At 47.4% G+C, this 23,116-nt stretch carries 29 protein-coding genes; 14 read left to right on the top strand and 15 right to left on the bottom strand.

Annotation, left to right across the window (positions count from 1 at the left end):
- Positions 1-9 precede the first annotated feature (9 nt).
- The 3 genes from ACHWTJ_RS08045 to ACHWTJ_RS08035 form a co-directional block, all read right to left on the bottom strand.
- Positions 10-978 carry an LLM class flavin-dependent oxidoreductase gene (locus ACHWTJ_RS08045; protein ID WP_394679415.1) on the bottom strand — a complete coding sequence of 323 codons (969 nt, stop codon included), beginning with the start codon at positions 976-978 and terminating at the stop codon, positions 10-12.
- Between the two features lie 62 nt (positions 979-1,040).
- Positions 1,041-1,730 carry an ABC transporter ATP-binding protein gene (locus ACHWTJ_RS08040; RefSeq protein WP_394679414.1) on the bottom strand — a complete coding sequence of 230 codons (690 nt, stop codon included), beginning with the start codon at positions 1,728-1,730 and terminating at the stop codon, positions 1,041-1,043.
- A 107-nt stretch (positions 1,731-1,837) separates the two neighbouring features.
- On the bottom strand, positions 1,838-2,230 hold the full coding sequence (locus ACHWTJ_RS08035) for a hypothetical protein (protein WP_023468377.1): 393 nt from the start codon (positions 2,228-2,230) through the stop codon (positions 1,838-1,840).
- Positions 2,231-2,427: 197 nt separating this feature from the next.
- On the opposite strand from ACHWTJ_RS08035, the gene ACHWTJ_RS08030 reads away from it, so the two are divergent.
- The gene (locus tag ACHWTJ_RS08030; RefSeq protein ID WP_394679413.1) at positions 2,428-2,946 is read left to right on the top strand and encodes a DUF4256 domain-containing protein; all 519 of its coding nucleotides are present in this window, start codon (positions 2,428-2,430) and stop codon (positions 2,944-2,946) included.
- 138 nt (positions 2,947-3,084) lie between these two features.
- Positions 3,085-3,948: a diguanylate cyclase domain-containing protein gene (locus ACHWTJ_RS08025; protein WP_394679412.1), complete on the top strand. Its 864-nt coding sequence runs from the start codon at positions 3,085-3,087 to the stop codon at positions 3,946-3,948.
- Here the strand turns inward: ACHWTJ_RS08025 and ACHWTJ_RS08020 are convergent.
- The gene (locus ACHWTJ_RS08020) at positions 3,910-4,599 is read right to left on the bottom strand and encodes an alpha/beta fold hydrolase (RefSeq protein WP_394679411.1); all 690 of its coding nucleotides are present in this window, start codon (positions 4,597-4,599) and stop codon (positions 3,910-3,912) included. The two genes, ACHWTJ_RS08025 and ACHWTJ_RS08020, sit on opposite strands and share 39 nt — an antisense overlap.
- On the bottom strand, positions 4,596-5,441 hold the full coding sequence (locus tag ACHWTJ_RS08015) for an alpha/beta fold hydrolase (protein ID WP_394679410.1): 846 nt from the start codon (positions 5,439-5,441) through the stop codon (positions 4,596-4,598). The genes ACHWTJ_RS08020 and ACHWTJ_RS08015 overlap by 4 nt, the downstream gene beginning before the upstream one ends.
- Positions 5,442-5,480: 39 nt before the next feature.
- On the opposite strand from ACHWTJ_RS08015, the gene ACHWTJ_RS08010 reads away from it, so the two are divergent.
- Together ACHWTJ_RS08010 and ACHWTJ_RS08005 are read left to right on the top strand one after the other, a co-directional pair.
- Positions 5,481-6,146 (top strand): HAD family hydrolase, encoded by a 666-nt coding sequence (locus ACHWTJ_RS08010; protein ID WP_394679409.1) that lies wholly within the window; start codon positions 5,481-5,483, stop codon positions 6,144-6,146.
- A complete protein-coding gene (locus tag ACHWTJ_RS08005) occupies positions 6,143-6,526 on the top strand; it encodes a GNAT family N-acetyltransferase (protein ID WP_394679408.1) in 384 nt (127 codons plus the stop codon). Before ACHWTJ_RS08010 ends, ACHWTJ_RS08005 begins: the two co-directional genes overlap by 4 nt.
- A gap of 34 nt (positions 6,527-6,560) precedes the next feature.
- Here ACHWTJ_RS08005 and ACHWTJ_RS08000 read toward each other — a convergent pair whose 3' ends face one another.
- From ACHWTJ_RS08000 to ACHWTJ_RS07990, 3 genes are read right to left on the bottom strand one after another with little or no spacing between them, the layout of a single operon-like run.
- Positions 6,561-6,953, bottom strand: a complete 393-nt coding sequence (locus ACHWTJ_RS08000; RefSeq protein WP_394679407.1) for a GNAT family N-acetyltransferase — start codon at positions 6,951-6,953, stop codon at positions 6,561-6,563.
- A 14-nt stretch (positions 6,954-6,967) separates the two neighbouring features.
- Complete coding sequence (locus tag ACHWTJ_RS07995; protein WP_294746121.1) at positions 6,968-7,423, bottom strand: hypothetical protein; 456 nt, start codon at positions 7,421-7,423, stop codon at positions 6,968-6,970.
- Positions 7,420-7,914 carry a sigma-70 family RNA polymerase sigma factor gene (locus tag ACHWTJ_RS07990; RefSeq protein ID WP_394679406.1) on the bottom strand — a complete coding sequence of 165 codons (495 nt, stop codon included), beginning with the start codon at positions 7,912-7,914 and terminating at the stop codon, positions 7,420-7,422. Before ACHWTJ_RS07990 ends, ACHWTJ_RS07995 begins: the two co-directional genes overlap by 4 nt.
- 144 nt (positions 7,915-8,058) lie before the next feature.
- On the opposite strand from ACHWTJ_RS07990, the gene ACHWTJ_RS07985 reads away from it, so the two are divergent.
- Genes ACHWTJ_RS07985 through ACHWTJ_RS07970 form a run of 4 tightly spaced genes read left to right on the top strand, consistent with a single transcriptional unit; the run spans position 8,059 to position 9,883 of the window.
- Positions 8,059-9,078, top strand: a complete 1,020-nt coding sequence (locus ACHWTJ_RS07985; RefSeq protein WP_394679405.1) for a serine hydrolase domain-containing protein — start codon at positions 8,059-8,061, stop codon at positions 9,076-9,078.
- Positions 9,075-9,485, top strand: a complete 411-nt coding sequence (locus tag ACHWTJ_RS07980; protein WP_394679404.1) for a group-specific protein — start codon at positions 9,075-9,077, stop codon at positions 9,483-9,485. Before ACHWTJ_RS07985 ends, ACHWTJ_RS07980 begins: the two co-directional genes overlap by 4 nt.
- Entirely contained in the window at positions 9,482-9,673 is a 192-nt protein-coding gene (locus tag ACHWTJ_RS07975; RefSeq protein WP_394679403.1) for a hypothetical protein, read from the top strand. Before ACHWTJ_RS07980 ends, ACHWTJ_RS07975 begins: the two co-directional genes overlap by 4 nt.
- Positions 9,674-9,883 (top strand): hypothetical protein, encoded by a 210-nt coding sequence (locus ACHWTJ_RS07970; RefSeq protein WP_394679402.1) that lies wholly within the window; start codon positions 9,674-9,676, stop codon positions 9,881-9,883.
- Positions 9,884-9,999: 116 nt separating this feature from the next.
- Here ACHWTJ_RS07970 and ACHWTJ_RS07965 read toward each other — a convergent pair whose 3' ends face one another.
- Positions 10,000-10,203 carry a hypothetical protein gene (locus tag ACHWTJ_RS07965; RefSeq protein WP_394679401.1) on the bottom strand — a complete coding sequence of 68 codons (204 nt, stop codon included), beginning with the start codon at positions 10,201-10,203 and terminating at the stop codon, positions 10,000-10,002.
- A 138-nt stretch (positions 10,204-10,341) separates the two neighbouring features.
- On the opposite strand from ACHWTJ_RS07965, the gene ACHWTJ_RS07960 reads away from it, so the two are divergent.
- A complete protein-coding gene (locus tag ACHWTJ_RS07960; protein WP_394679400.1) occupies positions 10,342-11,148 on the top strand; it encodes a phosphotransferase in 807 nt (268 codons plus the stop codon).
- Between the two features lie 64 nt (positions 11,149-11,212).
- On the opposite strand, the gene ACHWTJ_RS07955 is transcribed toward ACHWTJ_RS07960, so the two are convergent.
- Genes ACHWTJ_RS07955 through ACHWTJ_RS07935 form a run of 5 tightly spaced genes read right to left on the bottom strand, consistent with a single transcriptional unit; the run spans position 11,213 to position 15,890 of the window.
- Positions 11,213-12,529 carry an ATP-binding protein gene (locus ACHWTJ_RS07955; protein WP_394679399.1) on the bottom strand — a complete coding sequence of 439 codons (1,317 nt, stop codon included), beginning with the start codon at positions 12,527-12,529 and terminating at the stop codon, positions 11,213-11,215.
- Positions 12,526-13,197: a response regulator transcription factor gene (locus tag ACHWTJ_RS07950; protein ID WP_394679398.1), complete on the bottom strand. Its 672-nt coding sequence runs from the start codon at positions 13,195-13,197 to the stop codon at positions 12,526-12,528. Before ACHWTJ_RS07950 ends, ACHWTJ_RS07955 begins: the two co-directional genes overlap by 4 nt.
- 16 nt (positions 13,198-13,213) lie before the next feature.
- On the bottom strand, positions 13,214-14,359 hold the full coding sequence (locus ACHWTJ_RS07945; RefSeq protein ID WP_394679397.1) for an ABC transporter permease: 1,146 nt from the start codon (positions 14,357-14,359) through the stop codon (positions 13,214-13,216).
- Entirely contained in the window at positions 14,356-15,033 is a 678-nt protein-coding gene (locus ACHWTJ_RS07940) for an ABC transporter ATP-binding protein (protein ID WP_394679396.1), read from the bottom strand. Before ACHWTJ_RS07940 ends, ACHWTJ_RS07945 begins: the two co-directional genes overlap by 4 nt.
- The gene (locus tag ACHWTJ_RS07935; RefSeq protein ID WP_394679395.1) at positions 15,033-15,890 is read right to left on the bottom strand and encodes an efflux RND transporter periplasmic adaptor subunit; all 858 of its coding nucleotides are present in this window, start codon (positions 15,888-15,890) and stop codon (positions 15,033-15,035) included. The genes ACHWTJ_RS07940 and ACHWTJ_RS07935 overlap by 1 nt, the downstream gene beginning before the upstream one ends.
- A 168-nt stretch (positions 15,891-16,058) precedes the next feature.
- On the opposite strand from ACHWTJ_RS07935, the gene ACHWTJ_RS07930 reads away from it, so the two are divergent.
- From ACHWTJ_RS07930 to ACHWTJ_RS07915, 4 genes are read left to right on the top strand one after another with little or no spacing between them, the layout of a single operon-like run.
- Positions 16,059-16,754, top strand: a complete 696-nt coding sequence (locus ACHWTJ_RS07930; RefSeq protein WP_023468400.1) for an ABC transporter ATP-binding protein — start codon at positions 16,059-16,061, stop codon at positions 16,752-16,754.
- 27 nt (positions 16,755-16,781) lie between these two features.
- On the top strand, positions 16,782-17,555 hold the full coding sequence (locus ACHWTJ_RS07925; RefSeq protein WP_394679394.1) for a hypothetical protein: 774 nt from the start codon (positions 16,782-16,784) through the stop codon (positions 17,553-17,555).
- A 19-nt stretch (positions 17,556-17,574) separates the two neighbouring features.
- The gene (locus ACHWTJ_RS07920; protein WP_394679393.1) at positions 17,575-20,211 is read left to right on the top strand and encodes an ABC transporter permease; all 2,637 of its coding nucleotides are present in this window, start codon (positions 17,575-17,577) and stop codon (positions 20,209-20,211) included.
- 17 nt (positions 20,212-20,228) lie between these two features.
- Complete coding sequence (locus ACHWTJ_RS07915; RefSeq protein ID WP_394679392.1) at positions 20,229-20,756, top strand: HAD-IIIA family hydrolase; 528 nt, start codon at positions 20,229-20,231, stop codon at positions 20,754-20,756.
- Between the two features lie 191 nt (positions 20,757-20,947).
- On the opposite strand, the gene ACHWTJ_RS07910 is transcribed toward ACHWTJ_RS07915, so the two are convergent.
- The gene (locus tag ACHWTJ_RS07910; protein WP_394679391.1) at positions 20,948-21,679 is read right to left on the bottom strand and encodes a hypothetical protein; all 732 of its coding nucleotides are present in this window, start codon (positions 21,677-21,679) and stop codon (positions 20,948-20,950) included.
- A gap of 773 nt (positions 21,680-22,452) precedes the next feature.
- On the opposite strand from ACHWTJ_RS07910, the gene ACHWTJ_RS07905 reads away from it, so the two are divergent.
- On the top strand, positions 22,453-23,112 hold the full coding sequence (locus tag ACHWTJ_RS07905; protein WP_394679390.1) for a hypothetical protein: 660 nt from the start codon (positions 22,453-22,455) through the stop codon (positions 23,110-23,112).
- Positions 23,113-23,116 lie beyond the last annotated feature (4 nt).

The raw sequence follows: 23,116 nt of genomic DNA, 5'->3' as shown, positions 1-23,116 counted from the left end.
CTGTTCTGTTTAGAGTAGTCGTTCCGCAATGAGCTGGTACGACTGTAATCGTTTTTCTTGATCAAAGGCATTGTTGATCAGTAAAAATTGATCCGTTTGATAACGCGTTGCTAATACCTCTAGCTCACGCTCAACGACATCCGGTGTCCCCACAATTGCTCGTCGGCGATCTTTGCGGATCCGTTCTACTTGCACGTCATTCCAGACCTTTGCTTCTGTCGTCGTAAACGACGGAACGATCGAATTCCCGAGTCGGACACCTTGAATCCAGGCATCCTGTGTTCGAGCGAGACGTTCTGCTTCTTCTTGTGTCGGAGCACAAATAACGAAAACACAGACGATGACGTTCTTCCCGCCTGCCTCGCGATATGTCGAGAGCGTCTCTTCCCAACGATCCGGATTGATGAAGTGACCAAACACGAGACCACGATCTTGTTCGGCTGCAATTCGCGCGCTACGTGGCGACAGACCCAGGATCGAAATTGGTGACGGTTTCCGGTCACGTGGTGTCGTCTTGACGATCCGGTACGGGTGTCGATTCGATAGACTGTCTGTCAAGAAGCCCGCCGTCTCATCGACGAGTCGACTAAACTCAGCTGCCCGGTTTTCTTCGCCATCCGTCAACGCAAGTCGTGTCCGCTCACTTCCACCAGGCGAGTTGCCAATCCCGAGTTCAATCCGCCCTGGATAAAACGCATCAAGCGTCGCAAAGCTCTCGGCGACTTTCAGCGGATGATACTGCGGTAACAACACGCCACCTGAACCAAGCTTGATTTTTGAAGTCTTCGCACCCATTCGGGCGATGAACAACTCCGGTGCCGCACTGAGCAAACCGTTCGTATTATGATGTTCGGCGAACCAGTACCGTTCATAACCGAGTCGCTCGGCTTCTAAGACGAGTCGTTCCGTCGCTTCCATCGTCGCTTCGACCGTATCGCCCTCATGTAACGGTACTTGATCCAGTATTCCTAGTCGCATCACGCATTCCTCCTCTACCCTTTCAGTGTAAAGCGTGGAGGAACGGAGTTCAAAAACGAGGCTCAGATACGCACGAGACGATCTTCGATGATGACGCCATCTCGCATCTCGATCGTTCGGTTCGCCCGTTCGGCGAGTGCCGGATCGTGGGTGACGAACAAGACGCCGCAGCCTTTTTCTTCGTTTAATGACCGTAAGAGATTGAAGATGATTTCTCCCGTATCCGTATCGAGGTTCCCTGTCGGCTCATCGGCAAGCAACCATTTCGGTTCATGAACAAGTGCTCGGGCAACGGCGACCCGTTGTTGTTGTCCACCGGAAAGTTGCGACGGCAAACTGCCTGCTTTATCAGCAAGACCGACTTGTGCAAGTAACTGCTCGGCGCGTTCTTTTTTATCATATGGTACTTTTCGACCGAACAAAGGTGCCATGACATTCTCAAGCGCCGTCAGCGTTGGAATCAAATGAAACTGTTGGAAAATGAAGCCGATGTTCTCGAACCGGAAGTCGGATAGTTCTTTGCTGTTTAATTTGTTGATTGGTTTTCCATCGTAATGCAACTCCCCGCTCGTCGGACGATCGAGTGTCCCGATTAGACTGAGTAACGTCGACTTTCCAGAACCTGATGGTCCGATGATTGAGATGAAGTCACCTGCTTCAAGCGTCACTTCGATGTCTTGTAACGCATGTGTCTCGACACCGTCTCCCGAAAATGATTTTCCCATCTGTTTGCATTGAAATGTTCCTTCCATATGTAACCCTCCAAAATTCGTGATAACGTATAATTCAAGAATTTATTGGGAATTCCTTCTAAATGAAAGGAAATAAAAAACAGCACTCTTGAGGAACAAGAATACTGTCAAGAAACACGTGGTTGAATGGAAACGAAATTTTTACGATAGACGATCTCATACGGTAAAACGAATAATAGACAAGCAAGAGCCGTGAACTGAATCATACTTCCGGTTGGTGGTAGCGGAGACAGCGATGCATCATGCCACGCTTCATACAAACCAATGAAAAGAAACAGGACGACACTACTCGTCGTCACGTAGATGAGTAAACGAAGGGTCAATGGATAATGACGGACGATCCACAACATTGGTAAACCAAAGATAAAATAAGATAACGTCATCGCAAACGTTCCGAACTGATAGACGATCTCAAAGTCGATCGTCGTCAAGAACGAATACGCTGTGAACGCTAAGAACGAAAGAATCGTCACAACAGCCGCATAACTGATCCAGCGCATACGGTTGGGCTCCTCTCCTAAATGTCGTTCCTGTACGCGCGATCGCAACAGAAACCGGATATGTACAATTAGTGTAGGCAGTCCGATTTCATTTGTCAATTGTCTTCAGATTGACTTATTCAGTCACTAAACGATTGCACTGGAAACGGATTCATTGAATAATGGAAAAAAGAAACTAGGAAAGTGAGGTTTTACCGATGGAGGAACAACTCACGACATTTCGTGATCGCTTTGAATCTACTACTAATTACCACGATGGTCTTTCGTATGACGTGCTCGAGTCTCGCCTGACGTCATCCAAACGAACAGCCCTCGCTTGGATGGAACAAACAGGCGGCGAGCCGAATGTCGTAACTCTTAATGGACGACTCGTCATCGTCGACACTGCCAAAGAGAGTCCAGTTGGTCGTCGAAGTGTCTGTTTTGACGAATCCGCTCGACTTGGTCGCAAGAAAAATGCGCCCGCAGCGAGTGTCGAGTCGATGATTGAGACGCTAGAGGTGAACCTCCTAACACCAGAGCAGTACCAAGAACTGCAGACGCAGTTTTCGTTTGACGAAAAAACCTCCAGTTGGCTTAAGACGCCAGACCTGATCCGTCAAAAAGGCGGTGCCCTATACGGAGATCGTCGTTATGAGACGACGTTCATTTATCACAACGGAGCGGATTCCTATTATGCGAGCCGAGGATTTCGTGTCTGCATTGAGCTAGACTAATCCAAAAACACGCTACGATTGGAGTAGCGTGTTTTTTTGTAAATTATAGGTAATAAAACCCAATTATGATATGATGGTCGATGAGTAGAGGAGGTGGACGTCATATTTGTATTGGGATTGATTGTAGGTGGTCTTATCATGTTGATCAGTTTCCGGTTATTCCGCCAGCAACAGCCGGATACGATCGCATTGTGTAAAGATATCTTCTACGTGTTTGAAGTGCAGCCGGAATATCGATTTCGTTATATCAGTCCTTCCCTCGATGACCATACGGGGAAAGGCGTGGCAGCAGCCAGCTACATGGATCCAGACGAGTGTTTCGCGCGGATTCATCCGGAAGACATCGAAGTCTTGATGTCGAAGATTTCGGGCGATTGTGACTACGATCAGCCGTTTCGGCAACGCTGGCGGACGAATGACGGGACGTATGTCTGGTTCGAAGAATATGCGACGCCGATTTACGAAAATGGACAGATCGTTGCCATCCAAGGAGTGATCCGTAACATTGACGAGCAGTTGAAATCACAACAGGCATTGCTCGATCAATACCGGATCGATGCCTTGACTGGTCTAGGGAATCGCCATGCCTTCAACGAGGCTGTCCGCACGCTCAATCAAGAGAAGACGGCGTATGGGGTGATTCTGCTTGACTTGAATGAACTAAAAGAGCTCAACGACCGGTTCGGTCACGCGGTCGGTGATGCCTTGCTTGAACAAACAGGACTTTGCATCCGCCGCTTGACAGACCATGGCTACCGGATCGGTGGTGATGAATTCGTCTTGATCGACGATAGTCCGTCGATTGAGCTGTTCGAGGGATTCGTCGAACACGTCCGCTCGACGTTCGCGACACACGAAATCGGGCTCGCAATCGGCGCCGTAAATACGACAACAGGACGCCGTGTCGACGACGTCCTGCATGAGGCAGATGAGCAGATGTATCAAGAAAAGATGAAAAATCGCTTAAGTCGTCAGCATGGATTGATGGGCTTGAAGCAATAAGGTGTTGAAGCGTTCCGGTTGATCGAGATTCGCTGTATGCCCGGCTCCCTCAACTGGTAAGACGATGACGTTCGGCACGTGTTCCGCAACGAACGCGGTTGCGTCGACTTCGTATGTTTCATTCGTTCCGTTTAGGATGACGACCGGTAAGGTGATCGACTGCAGCATCGTTTTCGTCAGTGCCGGGAAACGGAATGTCATCAAATCAAGGACTGCCCGCGCCGTCGTTTTCCAGGCAGGACCATGCAACTGTTCGAACTGTTCGGCAATTTCCGGTGCCTGCTGTTCGAGGTCGAGAAAGAACTCTCGTTGCTTGCGCATCAGCGGTTCCATCGCTTTAGGAATGAATGGTGAAAAACCCGTGATACATACCCCTTCGAGTTCATCCGGTGGGTCAAGTGCCAGTTGCATCGCAAGCGTCGCGCCGAGCGACAACCCGAGAATCCATCCTGGACCTTCCTGTGCCATCCGTTCGCGGATGGCACGTGTTGCTTGTGATAAGTAATCGTCCGTTGCCGGTCCCGTCGTCATTCCGTGACCAGGCAGATCAATCGGAATGAACGTAAAATCATCCGCTAAAGCGGATAGCTGTGGTGCAAAGTGTGTTGCTGCCGTTCCCATTAAACCATGTAGTACATACATACGTGTCATACGGTAAACTCCTTCGATTGATGTAGTGTCAATATCGCGCTTGCGATGACGTCCGGACGATCGCGATGCAACAAATGCGATGTTCCCGGAACGAACGTCACGTTCGCCTGATAGGATAGATTCACCTGTCGCTGAATCAATTCCTGCCATTTTTCTTCCATCCGCTCCAGTTCGTCTTTTGGAAAACCAGCAGCACTCATCGTTTCGATCGACTGCGCTTTGTCCCGACCAAGAACCGTTAACGGAACACCGAGATCGCGCATGCGTGGTTGAAGATCTTTCGCATCACTTTTCCACTGCGAGATGATCGCATGCATCGACCGGTAATACGCTGGGTTCCAATCCGTACGGTCATCCCCGTCCGGGAAACGGTCACGTAAATCAGTTGCTTTTGATAGTTCCGCGAACCGATCGATCCAGACGGCGTCATCTCCTTCTCGGTCGAGCATCGGTGTATCCAGCTGATCGAGTTCTGCTAAATCAACGGACGTCGCATCCACGAGAACGAGACCGGCGACACGTTCTGGATGATGTAAAGCAAAAGCTTGCGCAACAAGACCACCGTAGGAATGACCGACGAGCGTGACCGGAGTCGCAATATTCGTCGCGTTAAGAAACTGATCAATTTGCCGTAAGATGCCGGTCGTCCCGTCGATGTAATCGTCCGACCATTCGTGCGGATGAAAGCTGACGACGCGGTAGTCCGGTGTCAGTTTCGTCAGAATGTCCGCCCAGTCCTGATACGTTCCGCCGAGCGAGGGTAGGAGTAACAACGGTCGACCTGTCGAACCGTCGTCATAATACGTCACTTGTTTTCCCTGATGTTGAATAATTCGTTCCATTATAATCACTCCTCTATACTTTGAAAGATGGTGTTTACCTTGATTCGTGCTTTATTGTTTGATTTAGACGAGACGTTACATGACCGGTCCGGTTCTCTTCCTTATTTTCTTCGGGACCAACATCAACGTTTTCCTGAAGTTGCGCCTGTTCCGATCGACGACTACATCACGACGTTCTTGGCGCTTGATCAAGAAGGACGCGTCTGGAAGGACGTCGTCTATACGGAAATGATTCGTCGCTTCGAATTGTCGCTTTCTGTTGAAGTACTGCTACACGACTACGTGACGCGTTATCCGATCTTCGCACGGAGCTTTCCGGGAGTCGACGCCTTTTTTGCGCAATTACCGCCTGATCTACCCATCGGCTTACTGTCGAACGGTCGGACGACGTTCCAACGTGCTGTCTGTGACGCAATCGGACTGTCTCCCTCTTTTACGCAGATCGGGATCTCGGAACAAGAAGGCGTCCGTAAACCGGATCCGACATTTTTCCTTCGCTTAACGGATCGTTTAGGTGTTCGCCCAGACGAAGTTCTTTATGTTGGCGACCATTACGCCCACGACATCTTACCGGCGCGCGCCCTCGGCATGCAGGCGATTTGGAAGAACACAGGCGATGTTCCGTTGACCGACAAGCAATTTTCGGACTGGTGCCAGCTGCCTGCTCCACTCCAAAACCTGATACGAAAGGAGAACCAGCCATGACGGAACAGATTCGCCGTTTCCAACCTGACGATTTTGAGCAGATTCATCGATTGAACGCATTAGAAGGGTGGCAGGATCTCGTTGCTGATCAAGAGCGGACCCGCAACGCGTGGATGAATGCCAATGCCGCTTTTGTCCTTGAGTCTGACGGAGAAATCCTTGCCTATGTCCGCGCTTTAACGGACGGTTCAGTGACGACGTTCGTCTGTGAGCTCCTCGTAAGCCGAAACGCACGCAAGCGTGGGTACGGACAACAGTTGCTCGATCACTTGCAACTCACCTATCCGACGCGGATCGATCTCCTGGCAACTCTTCAGTCTGCTTCCTTTTATGAACAACAAGGATTTCGTGCTTTCCATGGTTTCCGTAAATCACGATGAAGCGAGTGATTTCGAATAACTCGTGCTCGTTACGCTATAGCCCATTGCTTGATAAAAGTGATGGGCTATAGCGTTCCGATCGATTGCCACTGTTCAGCAAGACGGTAGTTGCTCCTCTTGCGTGCGCCCAGTCTTCCGCTGCTTGGATCAAGCGGCGTCCGATTCCCTGCCGACGATACGTCGCATTGACGACGAAAGTAACGATCCGAACATAGGTCGTATCGTGCTCGAACGCTTGCGCCTGAAACAGACCGACGCAGCCGAGAAGCATATCGTCGTCTTCTAACACAAGCAATTCATAATCCGGATGACGGGTGACCCGCGAAAATCGTTCGCGTAAGACGTCCTCGCTTGCCGGATAACCAAGTTGCGTCATCAATCCGACCAATTGTGGTAGATCGTCTGTTGTCCAAGACCGGATGGTCATATTTCTCTCCCCCCTTATCGTGTGGGCGACAGAATCATCACCCGTTCTCGACCCTCTTCCTCACCGACGACTAACACGTGCTCAGATACCGGATCATCCTTGATTTGATAGACGGTAAACGCATCAAGGTTCGACGCAAAATCAGATGTGTCCTGTTCTAGTTTCGTATCGGTCAAGACATCATCCGTGACCCCAAGTCGTTTCCCTTTCAGCTGTTGCCAGTCTAAATTCGTCATCTCTTTTGCTACTTTGTAAAACTGTTCATCATAATACATGCCGACGACCATCGATTGCGACGATTGCTCGGGAACGGTCTCATGCAAGGAGCTGAAAGCGATGATTGTCAGACCTGCAGCAAGGCAAACAGCTCGTACCGAGCGCCGGCGCCGTTTTGCTTTTCGGATACCCTGAATTGTTCGTTGCCTGACGGATGATGGTACGTCGATCAAGAATTTTGGCTCGTGATTCATAGACTCATCCCCTTCTGTCGTCGTACTTTCTCGAGTGCGCGGTACAACGTGCTTTTGATCGTACTCAGTGGCACGTTGAAGGTTTGCACAATCTCTTGCAATGACAAATCTTCTTCATACCGGAAGTAGACGATTGATCGCTCGGTCGGCTCGAGGACATCCAGTAAATCGTCCAAGTACAAGCGATCGACGAGACGCTCTTCAAACGACGTCGTTTGACTCGGTTCGATCGCGAGCGGCTGAAACGACGCTCGATGTTGCTGGAAAGCGCAATTCATCGTGATGCGCGTCAACCACGTCTTAAAATACGAAGCATCCCGTAAACTCTTTCGCCCACGCCATGCCCGGTACGCGACCTCTTGGACGTTCTCAAGCGCTGCTGCCTCCTCTTTCAGATAAATGAAGGAAATACGGTACACATAGTCTTCTTCTGCGAATAAAGCTGCTTCAAAAGCAGCTTCGGATAATGCTGTACCTGACTTTCGAAACACATCGGCATCCTCCTTTTTGGCAATCACTCCCCTATTAGATACGCAACACGTTTAAAAAGTTTCATTTTTTTCAAATTTTTCTTATAATTCCCTTTTCTTGCATGAATGAATTCGATAGGATGGGAAGCAGAGAGGGTGATGAACGTGTACAAGAAACTCATTGCTTTACCGGAGCTTACGCATCTCGAAGGGGCGGTCTCCATCCACCATCAAGGTGAACAAATCTTTAGCCATGCTAACGGATTCGCACATCGAGGCTACCGCGCATCGAATACAGAAACGACACGATTCGGAATTGCCTCAGGAGCGAAACTCTTCACGGCGGTCGCTATCTTACGATTAGTCGAGGAAGGAAAGGTTACACTCGACGAACGCGTCGCGACGATTCTACCGGACATAGGAATCGATCTAGACGGTGTGACCGTGCATCATCTGTTAACCCATACATCAGGCATCGGTGATTATTTTGACGAAGCGACGATGACCGATTTCGAGGAGGTTTTTCAAGATTTCCCGATGTACCGTTTGCGTCGTCCCATCGATTTTTTACCGTTGTTTCAGGACCAAAAAAGACTGTTCACTGCAGGCGAACGTTTTCATTACAACAATGCGGGATACATCCTGCTCGGTCTCGTGATCGAACAATTGGCGAAACAACCCTTCGCGGATTACGTGACGAACGAATTATTCGCTCGGGCGCAAATGACACAGACTGGTTACTTCCGACTCGACTCGCTACCGGCAGATACAGCCATCGGTCACATCGAGAATGAAGACGGAACGTGGCGAACGAATCACTATGCGTTACCGATCATTGGCGGACCAGATGGCGGCGCATTCCTCACAGCATCAGACATGGAACGTTTTTGGCGAAGTCTTCTGACGCATCAGTTGCTGTCTGAATCGATGACTGCGCAACTGTTTCATCCCCACGTCAAAGTTAACGATGTTGCGTCTTATGGTTACGGCGTCTGGCTGAAACGACTCGATGCCTCGCACGAGAAGTGGCACATTATGGGTTACGACCCGGGTGTCAGCTTTCATTCCGCCTATTATCCACAATCGGAAACAATCGTCACCGTCTTATCGAATACGTCTGACGGAGCCTACGCGCTCGTTCAGGCCATCGAACAACTTTTACTTGAGAAAGGAATCCATACATGAACCTTTATATCGCTTCTCGCTTTGATCACACGTTGACCGTCCGCTGGCTCCGCGATGAACTCCGCTTGCGTGGACACGATGTAACATACGACTGGACGATGAATGATCGGGCAGAGGATCCTGAAGCATTACGAAAGATTGGTCTTGCTGAATTCGAAGCCGTGCAACAAGCGGACGCCTTCGTCCTCGTGTTACCAGCAGGAAAAAGTAGTCACGTCGAACTCGGGATTGCGCTCGCGACGAATCGCCCGATTTACTTATGCATGCCGGATGCGACCTACTTCACCGGACCATTGGCCAGTACGTTTTATCATATTGGACAAACGACTCCCTGCTTCGGAACGAAAGAAGATTGGCTCGCGCAGATTCTCGCTGATCGCTTACCGGAAGAACAACTGACATCATGAGGACCGTCCTGTTGACGATTGGACCGACCCATGCCGGGAAAACGACGTTCGCACGACAGCTTGCTCAACGTCTACCAGCAAGCCTTGTCATCGATCAGGATCTTCAAGCACGCTTTTTGCTCGAACATTATCCGGACCTCGTTCCAACAGAAGGACCGAATCAGATCAAACATGACTTGACGGGATGATTGATCGAACAGGCAATCACGTCTTCCGTCGAGACGATCATCTTATGTAATGCCAACACCTCGCGGATTGGTCGGAAACAATTATTAGATTCTTTCTCCCGTTCGACGTTCCGCTCGATCCTCGTCTGGTTCGATTTACCTGAAACAACCCTTAAAGACCGACTAACCCATTCGACACGTGATGGACGGGAGATTCGTGGCAATGCGTAGTACCATGACATCTATCAACGGCAACGGATTGAGCCGCCAGCTTACCGTGAGGCCGACCAAATCGTTCATCTTCGTTCGACGGAAGACGTCGAAGTATTCCTTGAACACATCACGAATCACTCGTTTGATTCTTTCTTTGGTGGTGTATCGATACCATGATGTTGACGTAACGCACGGTTGAAGTTCGCAATTAAAGCACTGATCATGCCGATCGCAAGTAAAAAGACGACTGACCCCATAACGGCTTGCTGTTCCTGTTGCTTAAAGAGTATTCGTAGCACGTGGTACATATTCTTAAATACGATGAAAAACGCCAGCATGAGAATCGACCTTCTTTCGGCTTTTTGATAGTCGATTCCCGTCTCGTGACAAAGACAATCCGTTTCTTTTAAACGGATTCATAATGACCAGCCGATAGGTAAGCAATCACAAATGAAAATAAGAAAGTAGGAATGATAATGTCTGAAGAACAACGATTGACTGGCGGAAATGTCTCCGCTGTCTATAGAAAAGGAAACTATGTCTATCGCTCACAAAAAGAGAACAGCAAAAACGTCCAACGGTTATTGCGCCACTTAGAGACTAAACGTCTATCCGGCGTTCCCCGTTTTGTCGGTATCGACGAACAAAATCGAGAGACCCTGACCTTCCTCCCTGGTGAAACGGCCGATTATCCGCTAAAAGCATACATGTGGCATGACGACGTATTAGACGATGTTGCGCATCTGATGCGCCAGTATCATGACGCGACAGTCGACTTCGACGTCTCACCGGACTGGGCACCGTTGCTCAATACCCCGACTCCACACGAAGTCATCTGCCACAACGATTTTGCCGTCTACAATACAATTTTTCAGGATCAAAAACTGAGTGGCGTGATTGACTTTGACCTCGCAGCACCCGGTCCACGTGCTTGGGATATCGTCTATACGCTCTATACGTTCGTTCCGCTTAGCAGCAGACGACAAGCACCTGACGGATCCGTTCTTGCTTATTCACCAGAGCAGGATGACACACGTTTCGCCAAGCGAGTGAGTCGGTTCCTTGATGCGTATGGCTATGAAGGACCGCGTTCCGAACTCCTATCCATGTTATTGTTGCGCATCGAAGCCCTCTATCTGTTGATTGATCAAAGAGCTGCGGACGGTGATGCTGCCTTCATCAAGATGAAGGAAGAAGGTCACGACACACATTACCGCGCGGAATATCGTTTCATCGCGGAACATGGGGATAAGTGGTTTACCAATACAAATAACTTAAGCTAACACATACTAAAGGAGCGCAACATTTCACGATAACATCGTGTAAGTCCGCGCTCCTTTTTATCTGTCAACATTCACGCGTCTCGTTCGCCGTTAACGTAACGGTCACGATTGCGCCTTGCTCCGACTGATTCCTAATCGTCAACTCACCGTCATGTAAATCAATGATTCGTTTAACGATCGATAATCCAAGACCATGTCCTTCATTCGCTCGTGACTGTTCGCCTTGATAAAAGCGATCGAACACGTACGGTAAGTCCTGTTCTGCGATTCCTGGTCCTTCATCGCGGATCGTGACGCGAATGTTCTTTCCTTCACTTAAGGTCACTTCTAACACTCCCGACTCGGGCGAAAACCGAATCGCGTTCTCAAGCAGATTGAGCCAGACGTGCTGCATCAGTTCCTCTTCCCACTCGACGGACACTTCTGGTAAATCAAGCTCCAGTCGAAGTGATTTCTCCGTCCACTGTCGTTCCAGTAGTAAAAGACATGTCCGAAGTTGTTCATCAAGGCGATACCGTTTCCGCTCGATGATCGTCTGATGATCAAGCCGCGACAAGCGGACGAGATTTGACGTCAAGCGTGATAGACGGGTGCTCTCTTGCTCCATGATTGTCAAGTACTGCTGCCGTTTATCCGGGTTTTCTTCTGTCTGTAACAATTTAGAAAATCCTTGAATCGAAGCAATCGGTGTCTTCAGCTCATGCGAGATCGAGGCGACGAGATCCTTTGCGAGATGGTCGTTTCGTCGCAGTGCTTCGGTCATGTGGTTGAAGTTTTCAACGAGGAGTGCGACCTCATCACTTCCACCTTCCTTGATCGAGACATCATAGTTCCCGTTCGTCACTTCAATCGCCGCTTCACTGATACTACGAATCCGTCGTGTCACGAGCGTGACGGCAAGCCAGGTCAGTATGAAGGCGACGCCGATCGTGATGACGATACCGATTCCAGCTGACGTTCGTAATCCGTCAAGGATGCGTTGTCCGGCAATCGGTGTCGAGACGAGATATCCTGTCTCGGTTTGGCGAATGTATTGCGACGGTTCGAGCCACGCCCCATCGATCGTGATTTCACCCTTTTGCTGTAACTGGTCACGTTCTGACGATGACAATGACTGTACTTGATTGAGCGACGTGTATTGTGTCGTCTGAATCAAAGACTGATCCATGTACTGACTCGCCTCAGCGAACGACAGATTTTGGTCTTGCATCAATCGTTCAATCTGATCCGTTCGTTGTTGCAATTGATTATTTAGGTCTTGATCGACTTCTTGGAACTGGAACCAGACCGTCATGATGAACGGTAACAGCAGTGGTAGTAACAATAAACCGAAGAGGATGACGAAAAAGCGACCGGAGATCGAGCGGATGAAGCGTTTCACTGGATCACTCCCTTATAACCGAGTCCCCAGACCGTCTCGATCGTAAAATCATCATAGGCGCTGAACTTGTCACGCAACCGCTTGATGTGGACATCGACCGTCCGACTGTCGCTCTCGACATCATATCCCCAAATCTCGTCCATCAACTGCTGCCGTGTAAAAATCTGCTTCGGATGTGCGAGCAAGCGATAGAGCAGTTGAAACTCCTTTTGTGGTAACGGTATCTCACCATGAGGCGTTACGACCGTTGCGTCTGTCATCCGTAGTTGCAGGGCACCCACGATTAATTCTTGCGCTGCTACGATCTTTGACCGGCGTAACAGCGCTCGAATCCGCAGTAACAGTTCGTCCAAATCAACCGGTTTGACCATATAATCATCAGCACCGGTCGTGAACCCGGCTTCCTTATCCTGAAAGGAATCCAGCACCGTCAATATCAAGACAGGTTGTTCGTATCCTGATTCACGCAGCAGCTCAACCAGTTCGATTCCTGAAACGTGCGGCATCATCACATCCGTTACGACGAGATCGACGTGTTGTTGATCCAGTTGATCGAGTGCGTCTTTCCCGTCTCTCGATTCAATCACCGTAAAGCCGGCGGACCGGAGTGTCTCGCCTAATAGTAGACGGACATTCCGGTCATCTTCGGCAATCAAAATCGTTACCATCGTCCTCCTCCTTCACTTAAACATTTCGTAAGGCTTCGATCGGATTCAAACGAGATGCCTTTCGCGCTGGCATATAACCGAACAAGACACCGACACCGATCGAGAATCCGGCGGCAAGCAGAATCGTGCTCACGGAGAGTGTGAACGGTGTACTGATCATCAGACTGACGCCAAATGCGAGCATCGCTCCGACAAGAATGCCGATCACTCCACCCATCAAGGACAGCAGAATCGATTCCAAGAGGAACTGAAGGCGGATTGTACGTGGTTTCGCACCGAGTGCTTTTCGTAAGCCAATCTCCGTCGTTCGTTCCGTGACCGAGACGAGCATCATATTCATGATGCCGATCCCGCCGACGATCAAGGAAATCGACGCAATACCCGTCAACAAGAGCGAGAGCATCGTATTGATTTGGTCAATCGAATCGAGGGCTTCATCTAAGCTGACGACGTCATACGTATCGTCGCGTCCGTTATAGAACTGGTACAGCTTTGCCGTGACATCCCGTTTGACGGTCGCGACGTCAGCTGCGTCCGTCTTGAAGATATCCACTTGCTTAACGGCTGTCACCCCAAGCGTCCGCAGGGCCGTCGTATAAGGAATGACGATTTGATCGCCATCCGCGTCACTGACACCGACGATCCGGTAATTGAGTCCATCGAGCTTGATCGTCTTACCGATCGCAACCTGACCCGGATAGAGTGTTCGGGCGACGGATGGACTGACGACAGCGACATGCGTCTGTTGTTTTACATCACTGATGACGATGCCACGTCCTTGCGGGACATCTTCAGATTCCCGGTAATAGATGTGATTTCGCCCTTCGATCGTCACTTGGTCAAGTGAATGATTTTCGACACGGAGGTCCCGGACCGTCGAGACGGTCGGTGAGACACCGCGTGTTCCTTTAATCGTGTTTAATTCTTCCAGTTGTGCAGGTGATAATCCTTCTTTCAACGGCGTCTCTGTCGTTTGGACCGTTAATTTATTGGCACCGAACGACGCGACCTCTTCATTGATTGAGGCTGTCGCGCCGTTGACGATTGAAATCAAGGCGATGATCGATGCGACACCGATGATGACACCAAGCGTCGTCAAGAACGACCGCATCTTATGATGCCAGATATTCGACCATGCCATCCGTAACGTTTCGCGAATCATGTCGTCACCTCCGTCACCTGACCATCTTCGATCTGGATGATTCGGCGGGCTTGCTTAGCAATATTGACATCGTGTGTGATCATGATGATCGTCTTCCCTTCCTCCGAGAGGCTCTCGAACAACTCCATGATTTGTTTCCCTGTCTTTTGATCGAGCGCTCCGGTCGGCTCATCGGCGAGTAAGATCGTCGGTCGCGTCACGAGCGCCCGGGCAATCGCAACCCGTTGTTGTTGACCACCGGACAATTGACTTGGTAAGGCATCGGCTTTATCTGTCAATCCGACACGTTCCAAGAGTTCAAGTGATCGCGCGCGGCGCTCTTTGCGCGAGACGCCGGCATAGATGAGCGGTAATTCGACGTTTTGTAAGACACTCATGCGCGGTAGCAACTGGAACTGTTGAAAAATGAAGCCAATCTCTTCATTGCGAATCGTCGCTAGCTGGTCTTCGGATAGATCGTGGACGAGCTGCTCCTGCAAGCGATAGACGCCGCTTGAAGCGACATCGAGGCAACCGATGATGTTCATCAGCGTTGATTTTCCTGAACCCGAAGGTCCGAGGATCGTCACATACTCACCAGCCTCGATCGTCAGCGATACTCGATCGAGGACGATGTGACGATTGGTTCCTTCGCCGTAAGTTTTTTGAATTCCTTGCAAGTCAACGACCGGCATCAGGACGCACCTCCTGGTGGAGTTGGAAGAAGACCGGAACCACCGTCTTCACTCGGCAGGAAGACTTCGTCTCCGGCGAACAATCCGTCCTTGATTTCAATATCCTGTCCGTCCGTCACGCCCGTCTCAATGTATTGACGAGTCGTTTCCCCGTCTTTTTTCACATATACATACGGACGATCCGACTTCGAATACGAAATGACATCGAGCGATAAGACAGGTACATCTTGTGCGAGTTGATATGGTAAACGTCCCTCGACCGTCATGCCGGGTAACCAGTTTGACGAGCTCGGTACCGATACCTTTGCATTGAAATACGTACTTCCATTTTCCGTCACAGCTTCCGGACTAATCGATTCGACCTTCCCTTTGATGGTTTTATCAGATGCATCCGTCTGTAGTTCAATCGTATCTTCAACTTCAATCCGTTCGATATCTTGTTCATCAATTTTCAGACGAGCGATCAACGCTTTGTTGTCTGCAACAACGAAGAGGACAGTATTCGGGGCATAAACTTCTCCTTCCGTGACGTCAAGACGAACGAGTTGTCCGGAGCGAGGTGCCTTGAAATCTACTCCTCCTTCGACGCTGACGATCGTTTGACCCGACTTAACGGTATCTCCTTCTTCAAAGCGAACGTCAGTGACACGGACATCACGATCACTGATGACCGTCTGTCGATCTTTCGCTTCAAGCGTGCCCGAGAAGTAGAAGAATGTTTTTAATGTCTTTGACTCGACGACCTCCTTCGTTCCTTGTGCCTCTCCTCGTCCTAAAAAGAGCGCGGAACCGATTAACAGGAGTACCAGGATGACCCCTCCACTGATCCATAACCATTTCTTGCGTGTTCGTTTCATGTTAAATGCCTCCCTTGATTGGTGTTAATCCGATCATAGGGAGAAGTTATGAACCAACTATGAACAAATGTAAAAAAAGTGGTTGGGTCAAAAATAAAAACGTAATAGACAAAATTTTCTAAAAATAATACACTGGACATAACCAAATTATGTAAAAGGAGTGGTCATATGGATATTACCTTTCAAGATATTTCGCATACATTCGAACGAAGCGGTGTCCGGACCGATGTCTTACATCAACTAAACGGTCAGTTTTCGCAAAGTGAGGTGACGGCACTCGTTGGTCCATCCGGTTCTGGAAAATCAACGTTCCTGAGTCTCCTTGGTTCGCTTGATCGCCCGACGTCCGGGCAGATCCTCTATGACGGGCAGGACATCACGTCTTGGAAGAACAAACGGTTATCGCAATTCCGCTCGCAAGAGATCGGCTTCATCTTCCAGCAGTTTCACTTATTACCGGCACTGACGGTGTCCGAGAACTTAAAGGTCGCCTTATTAAAGCAAAAGACCTCTTTCAATCAAGAGGAGCGGATTCTCGAGCTGCTCGAACGGGTTGGACTCGACGATAAACGGAATGCTCTACCGGCTCAATTATCCGGTGGACAACAACAACGGGTCGCGATCGCCCGTGCCCTACTTCATCATCCGCAATGGATTCTCGCGGACGAGCCGACCGGTAATCTCGATTCCGTGACCGGTGACGCAATCTTCGAGTTGTTACTAGAGCTGCATCGTGAAGCCAAATGTGGCGTTTTATTTGTCACACACGACCTAGAACTCGCCGAACGTGCTGACCGGATTCTCTTCATGCAGGATGGACGAATCGTCGAAGATCGCCGGAAGCGTACGGTGCAAAGTGTTTAAGTACTGTTTAAAGGGAGGTGTCTCGCGTTGCACACGTTTCGTGCCAAATTAATCACGAGCTTTATCGGCTCACTTGTCGTTTTTCTGTTGCTGTCGGTATCGACGCAGTCTGCGTATGAAGCGTTTCGGAATGCGGACTTCTCGGAACAGGAGACGACGATCGTACGAGATTGTAATCATGATGACTTATCAAAACTTATTTTCAAAAAAAATAGTTGTACACTCGATAACACAATCGACGAAAATTCTGAAGGTGAAATTTTAGGTATAAGTACAGGTAAAACGGAAAAAGTGGATGGAACAGCACGTGGAAAAGCCAATGCTACCAAGTCGCCAGGCTTTTTAGAATCAGCCGAAGAACAGGCAGGCTCTAGTTTTTCGATCATCCTTCTCTTGTTGCTTCTTGTCGGAAGTTTCATCATTTATTTTGTAATCAAAAAACGAAAGCGACTCACAGGAAAACATATTTTAGACATTACGGAGACTATGGAAGATCAATCAAATCTTTCTTTCAAGAATAAAACTTCGTCTACAACAACTCAGTCGATACCTACTCCTCCTATAGAATCACTGCGCCTGATGCTATTTGATTTTAACCAACGATTACCACGTGCCCTCAAGCGACGAAGTCACGAATCGTTGACAGACTGGACAGAGCGCATTCATCTGGTGACGCCACTCTCCCCTTATTTCGTCACTCGCTACGCGGCACAAGCAGAAATAGAAGCACTCGATGCACAAGCGATTCACCTTTTCGAACAAGATCTTGCGCGTTATTTAAAGACGCAGCTCTCCCAATAACAAGCAAAGGAGACTACATATGTTACGCTTTGTCATCAATCAATGGCGTCGGCAGCGTGGGAAGTTCATCCTGACGCTCGTCGGTGCGCTCATCATCAGCGCTGGACTCAGTCTGATGTTCAACTTGACCGATTCAAGTCAGGGAACGGTCGAACAAACATTACAAAAGAAATGGTCGTCTGCGTATGACATCGTCGTACGACCGAAAGGCAGTCAGCTTGCAAGTGAGTCGAATGATTTACTCGAACCGAACTATTTAAATGGTATCAATGGTGGAATTTCCTTTGAACAATACCAACAAATCAAACAAATGAATGCGATTGATATTGCAGCTCCGGTTGCTGTCATGGGGTATGTAAACGCTGTTACTTCGTTTAAAAATGTATTGAAGTTTCCAAGCGAACCCGGTATGTATCGTCTAACAGAAACGAACTTTATCGAAAATGGTTTTACGAGAGAACGTCAATCACATAGTGTCATCCATATCTCTCAAGGTACGAAAGTAAATGTTCCGAAAAATGCTTCTTTTTTCAATGAACCCATTGAAACGTTTAAAAATGCAATTGCAAGAAACCCAGTATTGATTGTTGGAATTGATCCTGTTGAGGAAGCTCGACTTGTCGGATTAGATAAAAGTGTTCGCTCAAATAAAAAGTCTAGATATTTCAACAGCACAGATCAACACCAATCCGGAAACTATCCGGACGAACACATCATACCTGTCTTAATAAATCCAAACTCCTTTAATAGAGGAAGCTATGAATATACAATCGAAAAATTAGATGCCCCCTTTAAAACAGAGCAGGATCAACAGAAGCTGATTGATAGTCTAGTAAAAAAACAACCGAAGCGTTCAGTTCTTCGTTCAGCGTTAACTACGTATCCTGCAAAAAAAATACAGCATCTCGAAATTCCAGCATCTAAAGTGGAAGAAAACTACCTTCAAACACTTATAGAAAAGACAAATTCTACGTATGTTGATATGGCAAGCGCTGAAGGAGCCCAACTACTATATAAATCTGGACCACTCTCGTTTAAGCCAGCCAATAGTCCATATCCAAGTCGCTGGAAGACTGCCTATGAAGTATCGGCTTCGCCAACTGAGATCAAAAATTGGACATATGGAAAACAGTTTTTCCCTACAAAAGGTTTCCGTTCCCTTGAATCCGTCGGACGTAAGATCAAAAAACCAAAACCAGGTGAGTTGGATACCGTCTTCCCATACCTTGCATTCAATGTCGTCGGACTATACGATCCAAATAACATCAAGGTCTCAAAAGATCCACTGAATGAGTTACCCATGGAAACATATCGTCCCTCGTCTGCTGATCTTGTTTTAGATGCGAAGAGCGAACCTGTCAATCCTGCAAAATCAATTGATACATCTGGTAATCCCGTCGGATTGTTGACAAGTTCTCCAAACATCCTAACGACGATTGATAGTGCACGAGCAATCAATGGCGAACAATCGATTTCCTCAATTCGTCTGAAAGTGAAAGGTGCAACGACCGTCAGTGAAGAATCAGAACAACTGCTCCAAGATGTGAAACAACAAATCGAGCGAGAAACCGGTCTCATCGCTACAATTACAAAAGGTTCATCTCCTCAACCGGTTGTCACAAAAGTCGTCGATGAAGGTAAGACGCTCGGTTGGATCGAACAACCATGGATTCACATCGGTGCCGCAATGACGATCTTCCGTGAGACGAGCGTCGGTTTCTCAGGCGTCATCTTCGCAATGCTCGCGGTCGCGATTGTCTATGTCCTCGCGACAAGCTATGTCTCGATGCTCGCCCGCAGAAAAGAGTTCGCTGTTTTACTGGCACTCGGTTGGCGGACGAAGGATCTCTATAAAATCGTCTTGATCGAGGCGGCGATCCTCGCTGGATTTGTCTCGACGGTTGCCTTAATTGTCGAAGGGATCTTCTCATATGTTCGTAATGAAGCGATGAACGGCTGGAGTCTTCTTTGGATCGCGCTGTTCAGTCTCGTCATTTACCTGGCTGGTGCGACCTGGTCGGCGTGGACGATCCGTCGCATCTCACCTTATGAAGCGATCAAGACCGGCGAATACGCGAAAGCCGCTCGCGTCGGACTGAAACTTCGTTCGACCGTGACACTCGCATTGAAGGAACTGATCGGGAAATGGAAACGGAATAGTTTATCCGTTCTCTCAATCGCTTTACCGACAGCTCTCTTGACATTCTTCTTATTCGTGACGTTCCACTTACAAGGTGTTCTCTATACATCATGGCTCGGTCAATTCGTCGCTCTGCAAGTCGGACCAATGCATTACGTGACGATGGGTGTTGCGATCACGATCGCTATTTTAACGACGGGAGAGATTATGTGGCAAAACGTCACCGATCGCCGCGCCTCACTCGCCGTCTTAAAAGCACTCGGCTGGACGAACGGCGCGATCCGTCAATTGATCGTCCTCGAAGGCTTCCTTGTCGGTCTCATTTCCGGAATCATTGGACTGATCGTTGCCTATTCGACGATTTATGTTTTGTACGATCTCGTACCGTGGAATGAACCGTTGTTGATTGGCGTATCGCTCGCCTTACCGATTCTGTTCGGTGTCATCGCGGCGTTCATTCCAGCACAATTAGCAGCACGTGTTCAACCGTATCAAGAACTGAAAGATGCTTCGTAATCAAAGGAGTTGTACACATGAATTCTATTCAGGCAATATTTCTTGACCGAGACGGAACGATTGGTGGAGATGCTACCGTCCACTATCCTGGAACGTTTGCGTTATTTTCTTACGTTCCTTCGCTAATCGAACACTTACGTAATCAAGGGATTTTACTGATTGCGTTTACGAATCAACCTGGTATCTCAAAAGGATTCGCGCGTGAAGAGGATTTTCGAACAGAATTACAGGGCTTCGGCTTTGATGATACGCTGATTTGTCCGCATGCAGCGGAAGATCATTGCACCTGTCGCAAGCCATCACCACATTTATTATGGCAAGCACAAGCAAAACACGATCTCCGACTCGAGCAATGTGTCGTCATCGGGGACCGCTGGAGTGATATGGTGGCAGCTGCACACGCCGGTTGTATCAAAATCTTAGTCCGAACCGGTGCCGGAGAGAGCTCCATTCGTGATTACGCTGACCGGATGGATCAAGCAAACGTCGACTATATTGCCGACGACTTGACGGACGCGATCGCTTGGCTCGAGACGCAAAACTAAACAAACAAAAAGGCGCGCTTCCGCAATGGAAGTCGCGCCTTTGTTATTTCTTCGAACGTTTCGATTGCGAAGATGTGAGGATATTGTGCGCTAACACAAATATGAGTGCAAATCATGTCGTAAGTATTGTACCACCGCATCCTTTAGATGATACTTTGATCGTGTCATTCCTGAAATGTAACAATTACTAGTCATATTTTGTGACTCATAAAGTATGTGATATCGTTTAAAAATTGATTTTTCTCTTGTAAATTCAACATGTAACTATTTTTCTCATCATAACGAGCTACATAATACATATTTGGATTAGCTCCAAGTTCAATTCGTTTACACCATTCATGAAACGTTTCTGAACTCAGTCTTTTCAAATTCAGAGGAAGTGTTTGATTTAAACGTTTGACAGCTTCTCGTATAGCATTATTTAGTAAAGTCTCTTCATCTTCATAAAAGTTAGTCACATTATGATTTATCATTGTCGTTTCTTCTGATCTAGATTGACTTAGATAGGGGTTTTTATTAAATAGGACGTTACGCTTTTTCCATGATCGAAGTCCGTATAAATAAATAATGATGAGAGCTATTATAAAGAAATAATATTTCATGTTTTTAATATTCTCGACGACGTCATTTATAATTTTTTCTAACTTTGATTTTTTTAATTTCGCCGCTTTCACATCTTCCTTAAATAAGTATACTTTCGGATCTACTGAATTTATTTTTTCATTTTTCCCCTTTGTATCCTTAGGCGCGTATCGTGGTTTTAGTAAATTAGGAAGTATTTTGTCTGCAATTCTAAAGTATTGTCCTGAAGAAGCATCAAGAGATTTTTTTTGATAATAATTGTATGCATATGAAGTTGATTCTTTAATAATACATATCAAAATAATAACCAATAGTATGTGTACGACTATGTTTTTCAGCATGACTTAACCAATCCCCTTTCAACTAACTAAGAAATACTATAGCAATTGTCTCAATATTATGAATATTTATCGTATAAAAGGTAGAATGAAAATTTTAAGGATAGCATTCTCTCTTGCATGTCGAAAGAAGATAGAAGAATGTTTGCGAACTGGTCGATGACGATCAATTCGCAAACATTTAATGGTATTGCAACTGCAAATTAATACGTAGTTTTTGCTCTACCTAAAATCTAGACGTAGATTTTAATAAAACTCTCTTTAAAAAGTAGATAGTTTTTATTATTTCAACTGTCTATTTTTGAGAGAGCATATCACAATGGAAGTCGCGCCTTTGTTATTTCTTCGAACGTTTTGGTTGAGAAGATGCGTAGACACTAACCGCCAACACAAATAAGATTGAAAACCATGTCCAAAATGACATGTCACCGCCTCCTTTAAATGATGCGTAGGTACTTTAACTACCTTCTTGTTCTTACCAATAAATCCCTTCACCCATTTATTAGCAATTTTCCGTAATAGATAAAGCGCGTAAGTGATCTTTGAACAGTCTTCGCCATGAGAATGATATGAATACTTCCGAATGACACGTTTACAGCTAGACTAAAACTTAGCATGTTGTTTCCACTTATGTTTCAATGCGTCTTATATTTAATCTACTATAATAATGGAATCCTCTATATTTTTTACCCTTACAATTATGTAATAATTTTCAATAAAACTTCATTTTTAGTAGATTCACGTTACACTGAACGTACGAAACAGAGGTGAATACGTTGCAATTAACATTCGAGTATATGCCTTATTATTACGATGATGATCATCAGTTGATTCCAAATGATTTTTCAGACCCTGATAATCTGCGCTTCGTCATCGAACAAGACTACACGTCAGCTTTTAGCATCTTTACGAATCCAGACGATGAATCCTCCTCGTTTGAAAGTTCATTTCTTGAAGAGTGGTTTCATCGATTACAAGCTTTCCCACTATTCGTCTGTGTAGAGGTGAATCGTTATGATGAAGAAGAGTTTGAAGCGTTATGTCGCTTTTGTTCAATTACATACAACGATTTGACACCACTTGCGGACAAACGTTTCATCGTCGCTGAACTGAAGCATGCCGAAGACTTTCAACGATTGTATTCTTACATCCATCCCCACGCGAGTTGGAATGATCTCGTTATCTGGTCGACCACACCAAATGTCTTTCGGATTGAATACCGAACGCACTATCACTCCGAACGACCAGAAAAAACGGTCATTATCTCCATGCAGGAAAACATGTCCGTCTTTGCGTTCAGCTACGATGCAGATGTCGTCAATGTTGTCTCGAATCAACCGTTTTTCGAGACAGCCGATCGCTTATTCCAAACCTTACCTGACTTCGTCATTCCGACTTTAGATGACGCTACTGAAGACTTACAAGAAAAGGAGTGAACGA

Source organism: uncultured Exiguobacterium sp. (assembly GCF_964277885.1).
Lineage (GTDB): Bacteria > Bacillota > Bacilli > Exiguobacteriales > Exiguobacteriaceae > Exiguobacterium_A.
The sequence above is the reverse complement of the archived record's forward strand: the minus strand, read 5'-3'. Positions and strand labels throughout refer to the sequence as shown.

Excerpts from the sequence above, each read along its gene's own strand:
- ACHWTJ_RS08045 (WP_394679415.1), bottom strand. The coding sequence starts at position 978 with ATGCGACTAGGAATACTGGATCAAGTACCGTTACATGAGGGCGATACG.
- ACHWTJ_RS08040 (WP_394679414.1), bottom strand. The coding sequence starts at position 1,730 with ATGGAAGGAACATTTCAATGCAAACAGATGGGAAAATCATTTTCGGGA.
- ACHWTJ_RS08035 (WP_023468377.1), bottom strand. The coding sequence starts at position 2,230 with ATGCGCTGGATCAGTTATGCGGCTGTTGTGACGATTCTTTCGTTCTTA.
- ACHWTJ_RS08030 (WP_394679413.1), top strand. The coding sequence starts at position 2,428 with ATGGAGGAACAACTCACGACATTTCGTGATCGCTTTGAATCTACTACT.
- ACHWTJ_RS08025 (WP_394679412.1), top strand. The coding sequence starts at position 3,085 with ATGTTGATCAGTTTCCGGTTATTCCGCCAGCAACAGCCGGATACGATC.
- ACHWTJ_RS08020 (WP_394679411.1), bottom strand. The coding sequence starts at position 4,599 with ATGACACGTATGTATGTACTACATGGTTTAATGGGAACGGCAGCAACA.
- ACHWTJ_RS08015 (WP_394679410.1), bottom strand. The coding sequence starts at position 5,441 with ATGGAACGAATTATTCAACATCAGGGAAAACAAGTGACGTATTATGAC.
- ACHWTJ_RS08005 (WP_394679408.1), top strand. The coding sequence starts at position 6,143 with ATGACGGAACAGATTCGCCGTTTCCAACCTGACGATTTTGAGCAGATT.
- ACHWTJ_RS08000 (WP_394679407.1), bottom strand. The coding sequence starts at position 6,953 with ATGACCATCCGGTCTTGGACAACAGACGATCTACCACAATTGGTCGGA.
- ACHWTJ_RS07995 (WP_294746121.1), bottom strand. The coding sequence starts at position 7,423 with ATGAATCACGAGCCAAAATTCTTGATCGACGTACCATCATCCGTCAGG.
- ACHWTJ_RS07980 (WP_394679404.1), top strand. The coding sequence starts at position 9,075 with ATGAACCTTTATATCGCTTCTCGCTTTGATCACACGTTGACCGTCCGC.
- ACHWTJ_RS07975 (WP_394679403.1), top strand. The coding sequence starts at position 9,482 with ATGAGGACCGTCCTGTTGACGATTGGACCGACCCATGCCGGGAAAACG.
- ACHWTJ_RS07965 (WP_394679401.1), bottom strand. The coding sequence starts at position 10,203 with ATGCTGGCGTTTTTCATCGTATTTAAGAATATGTACCACGTGCTACGA.
- ACHWTJ_RS07960 (WP_394679400.1), top strand. The coding sequence starts at position 10,342 with ATGTCTGAAGAACAACGATTGACTGGCGGAAATGTCTCCGCTGTCTAT.
- ACHWTJ_RS07950 (WP_394679398.1), bottom strand. The coding sequence starts at position 13,197 with ATGGTAACGATTTTGATTGCCGAAGATGACCGGAATGTCCGTCTACTA.
- ACHWTJ_RS07945 (WP_394679397.1), bottom strand. The coding sequence starts at position 14,359 with ATGATTCGCGAAACGTTACGGATGGCATGGTCGAATATCTGGCATCAT.
- ACHWTJ_RS07940 (WP_394679396.1), bottom strand. The coding sequence starts at position 15,033 with ATGCCGGTCGTTGACTTGCAAGGAATTCAAAAAACTTACGGCGAAGGA.
- ACHWTJ_RS07935 (WP_394679395.1), bottom strand. The coding sequence starts at position 15,890 with ATGAAACGAACACGCAAGAAATGGTTATGGATCAGTGGAGGGGTCATC.
- ACHWTJ_RS07930 (WP_023468400.1), top strand. The coding sequence starts at position 16,059 with ATGGATATTACCTTTCAAGATATTTCGCATACATTCGAACGAAGCGGT.
- ACHWTJ_RS07920 (WP_394679393.1), top strand. The coding sequence starts at position 17,575 with ATGTTACGCTTTGTCATCAATCAATGGCGTCGGCAGCGTGGGAAGTTC.
- ACHWTJ_RS07915 (WP_394679392.1), top strand. The coding sequence starts at position 20,229 with ATGAATTCTATTCAGGCAATATTTCTTGACCGAGACGGAACGATTGGT.
- ACHWTJ_RS07910 (WP_394679391.1), bottom strand. The coding sequence starts at position 21,679 with ATGCTGAAAAACATAGTCGTACACATACTATTGGTTATTATTTTGATA.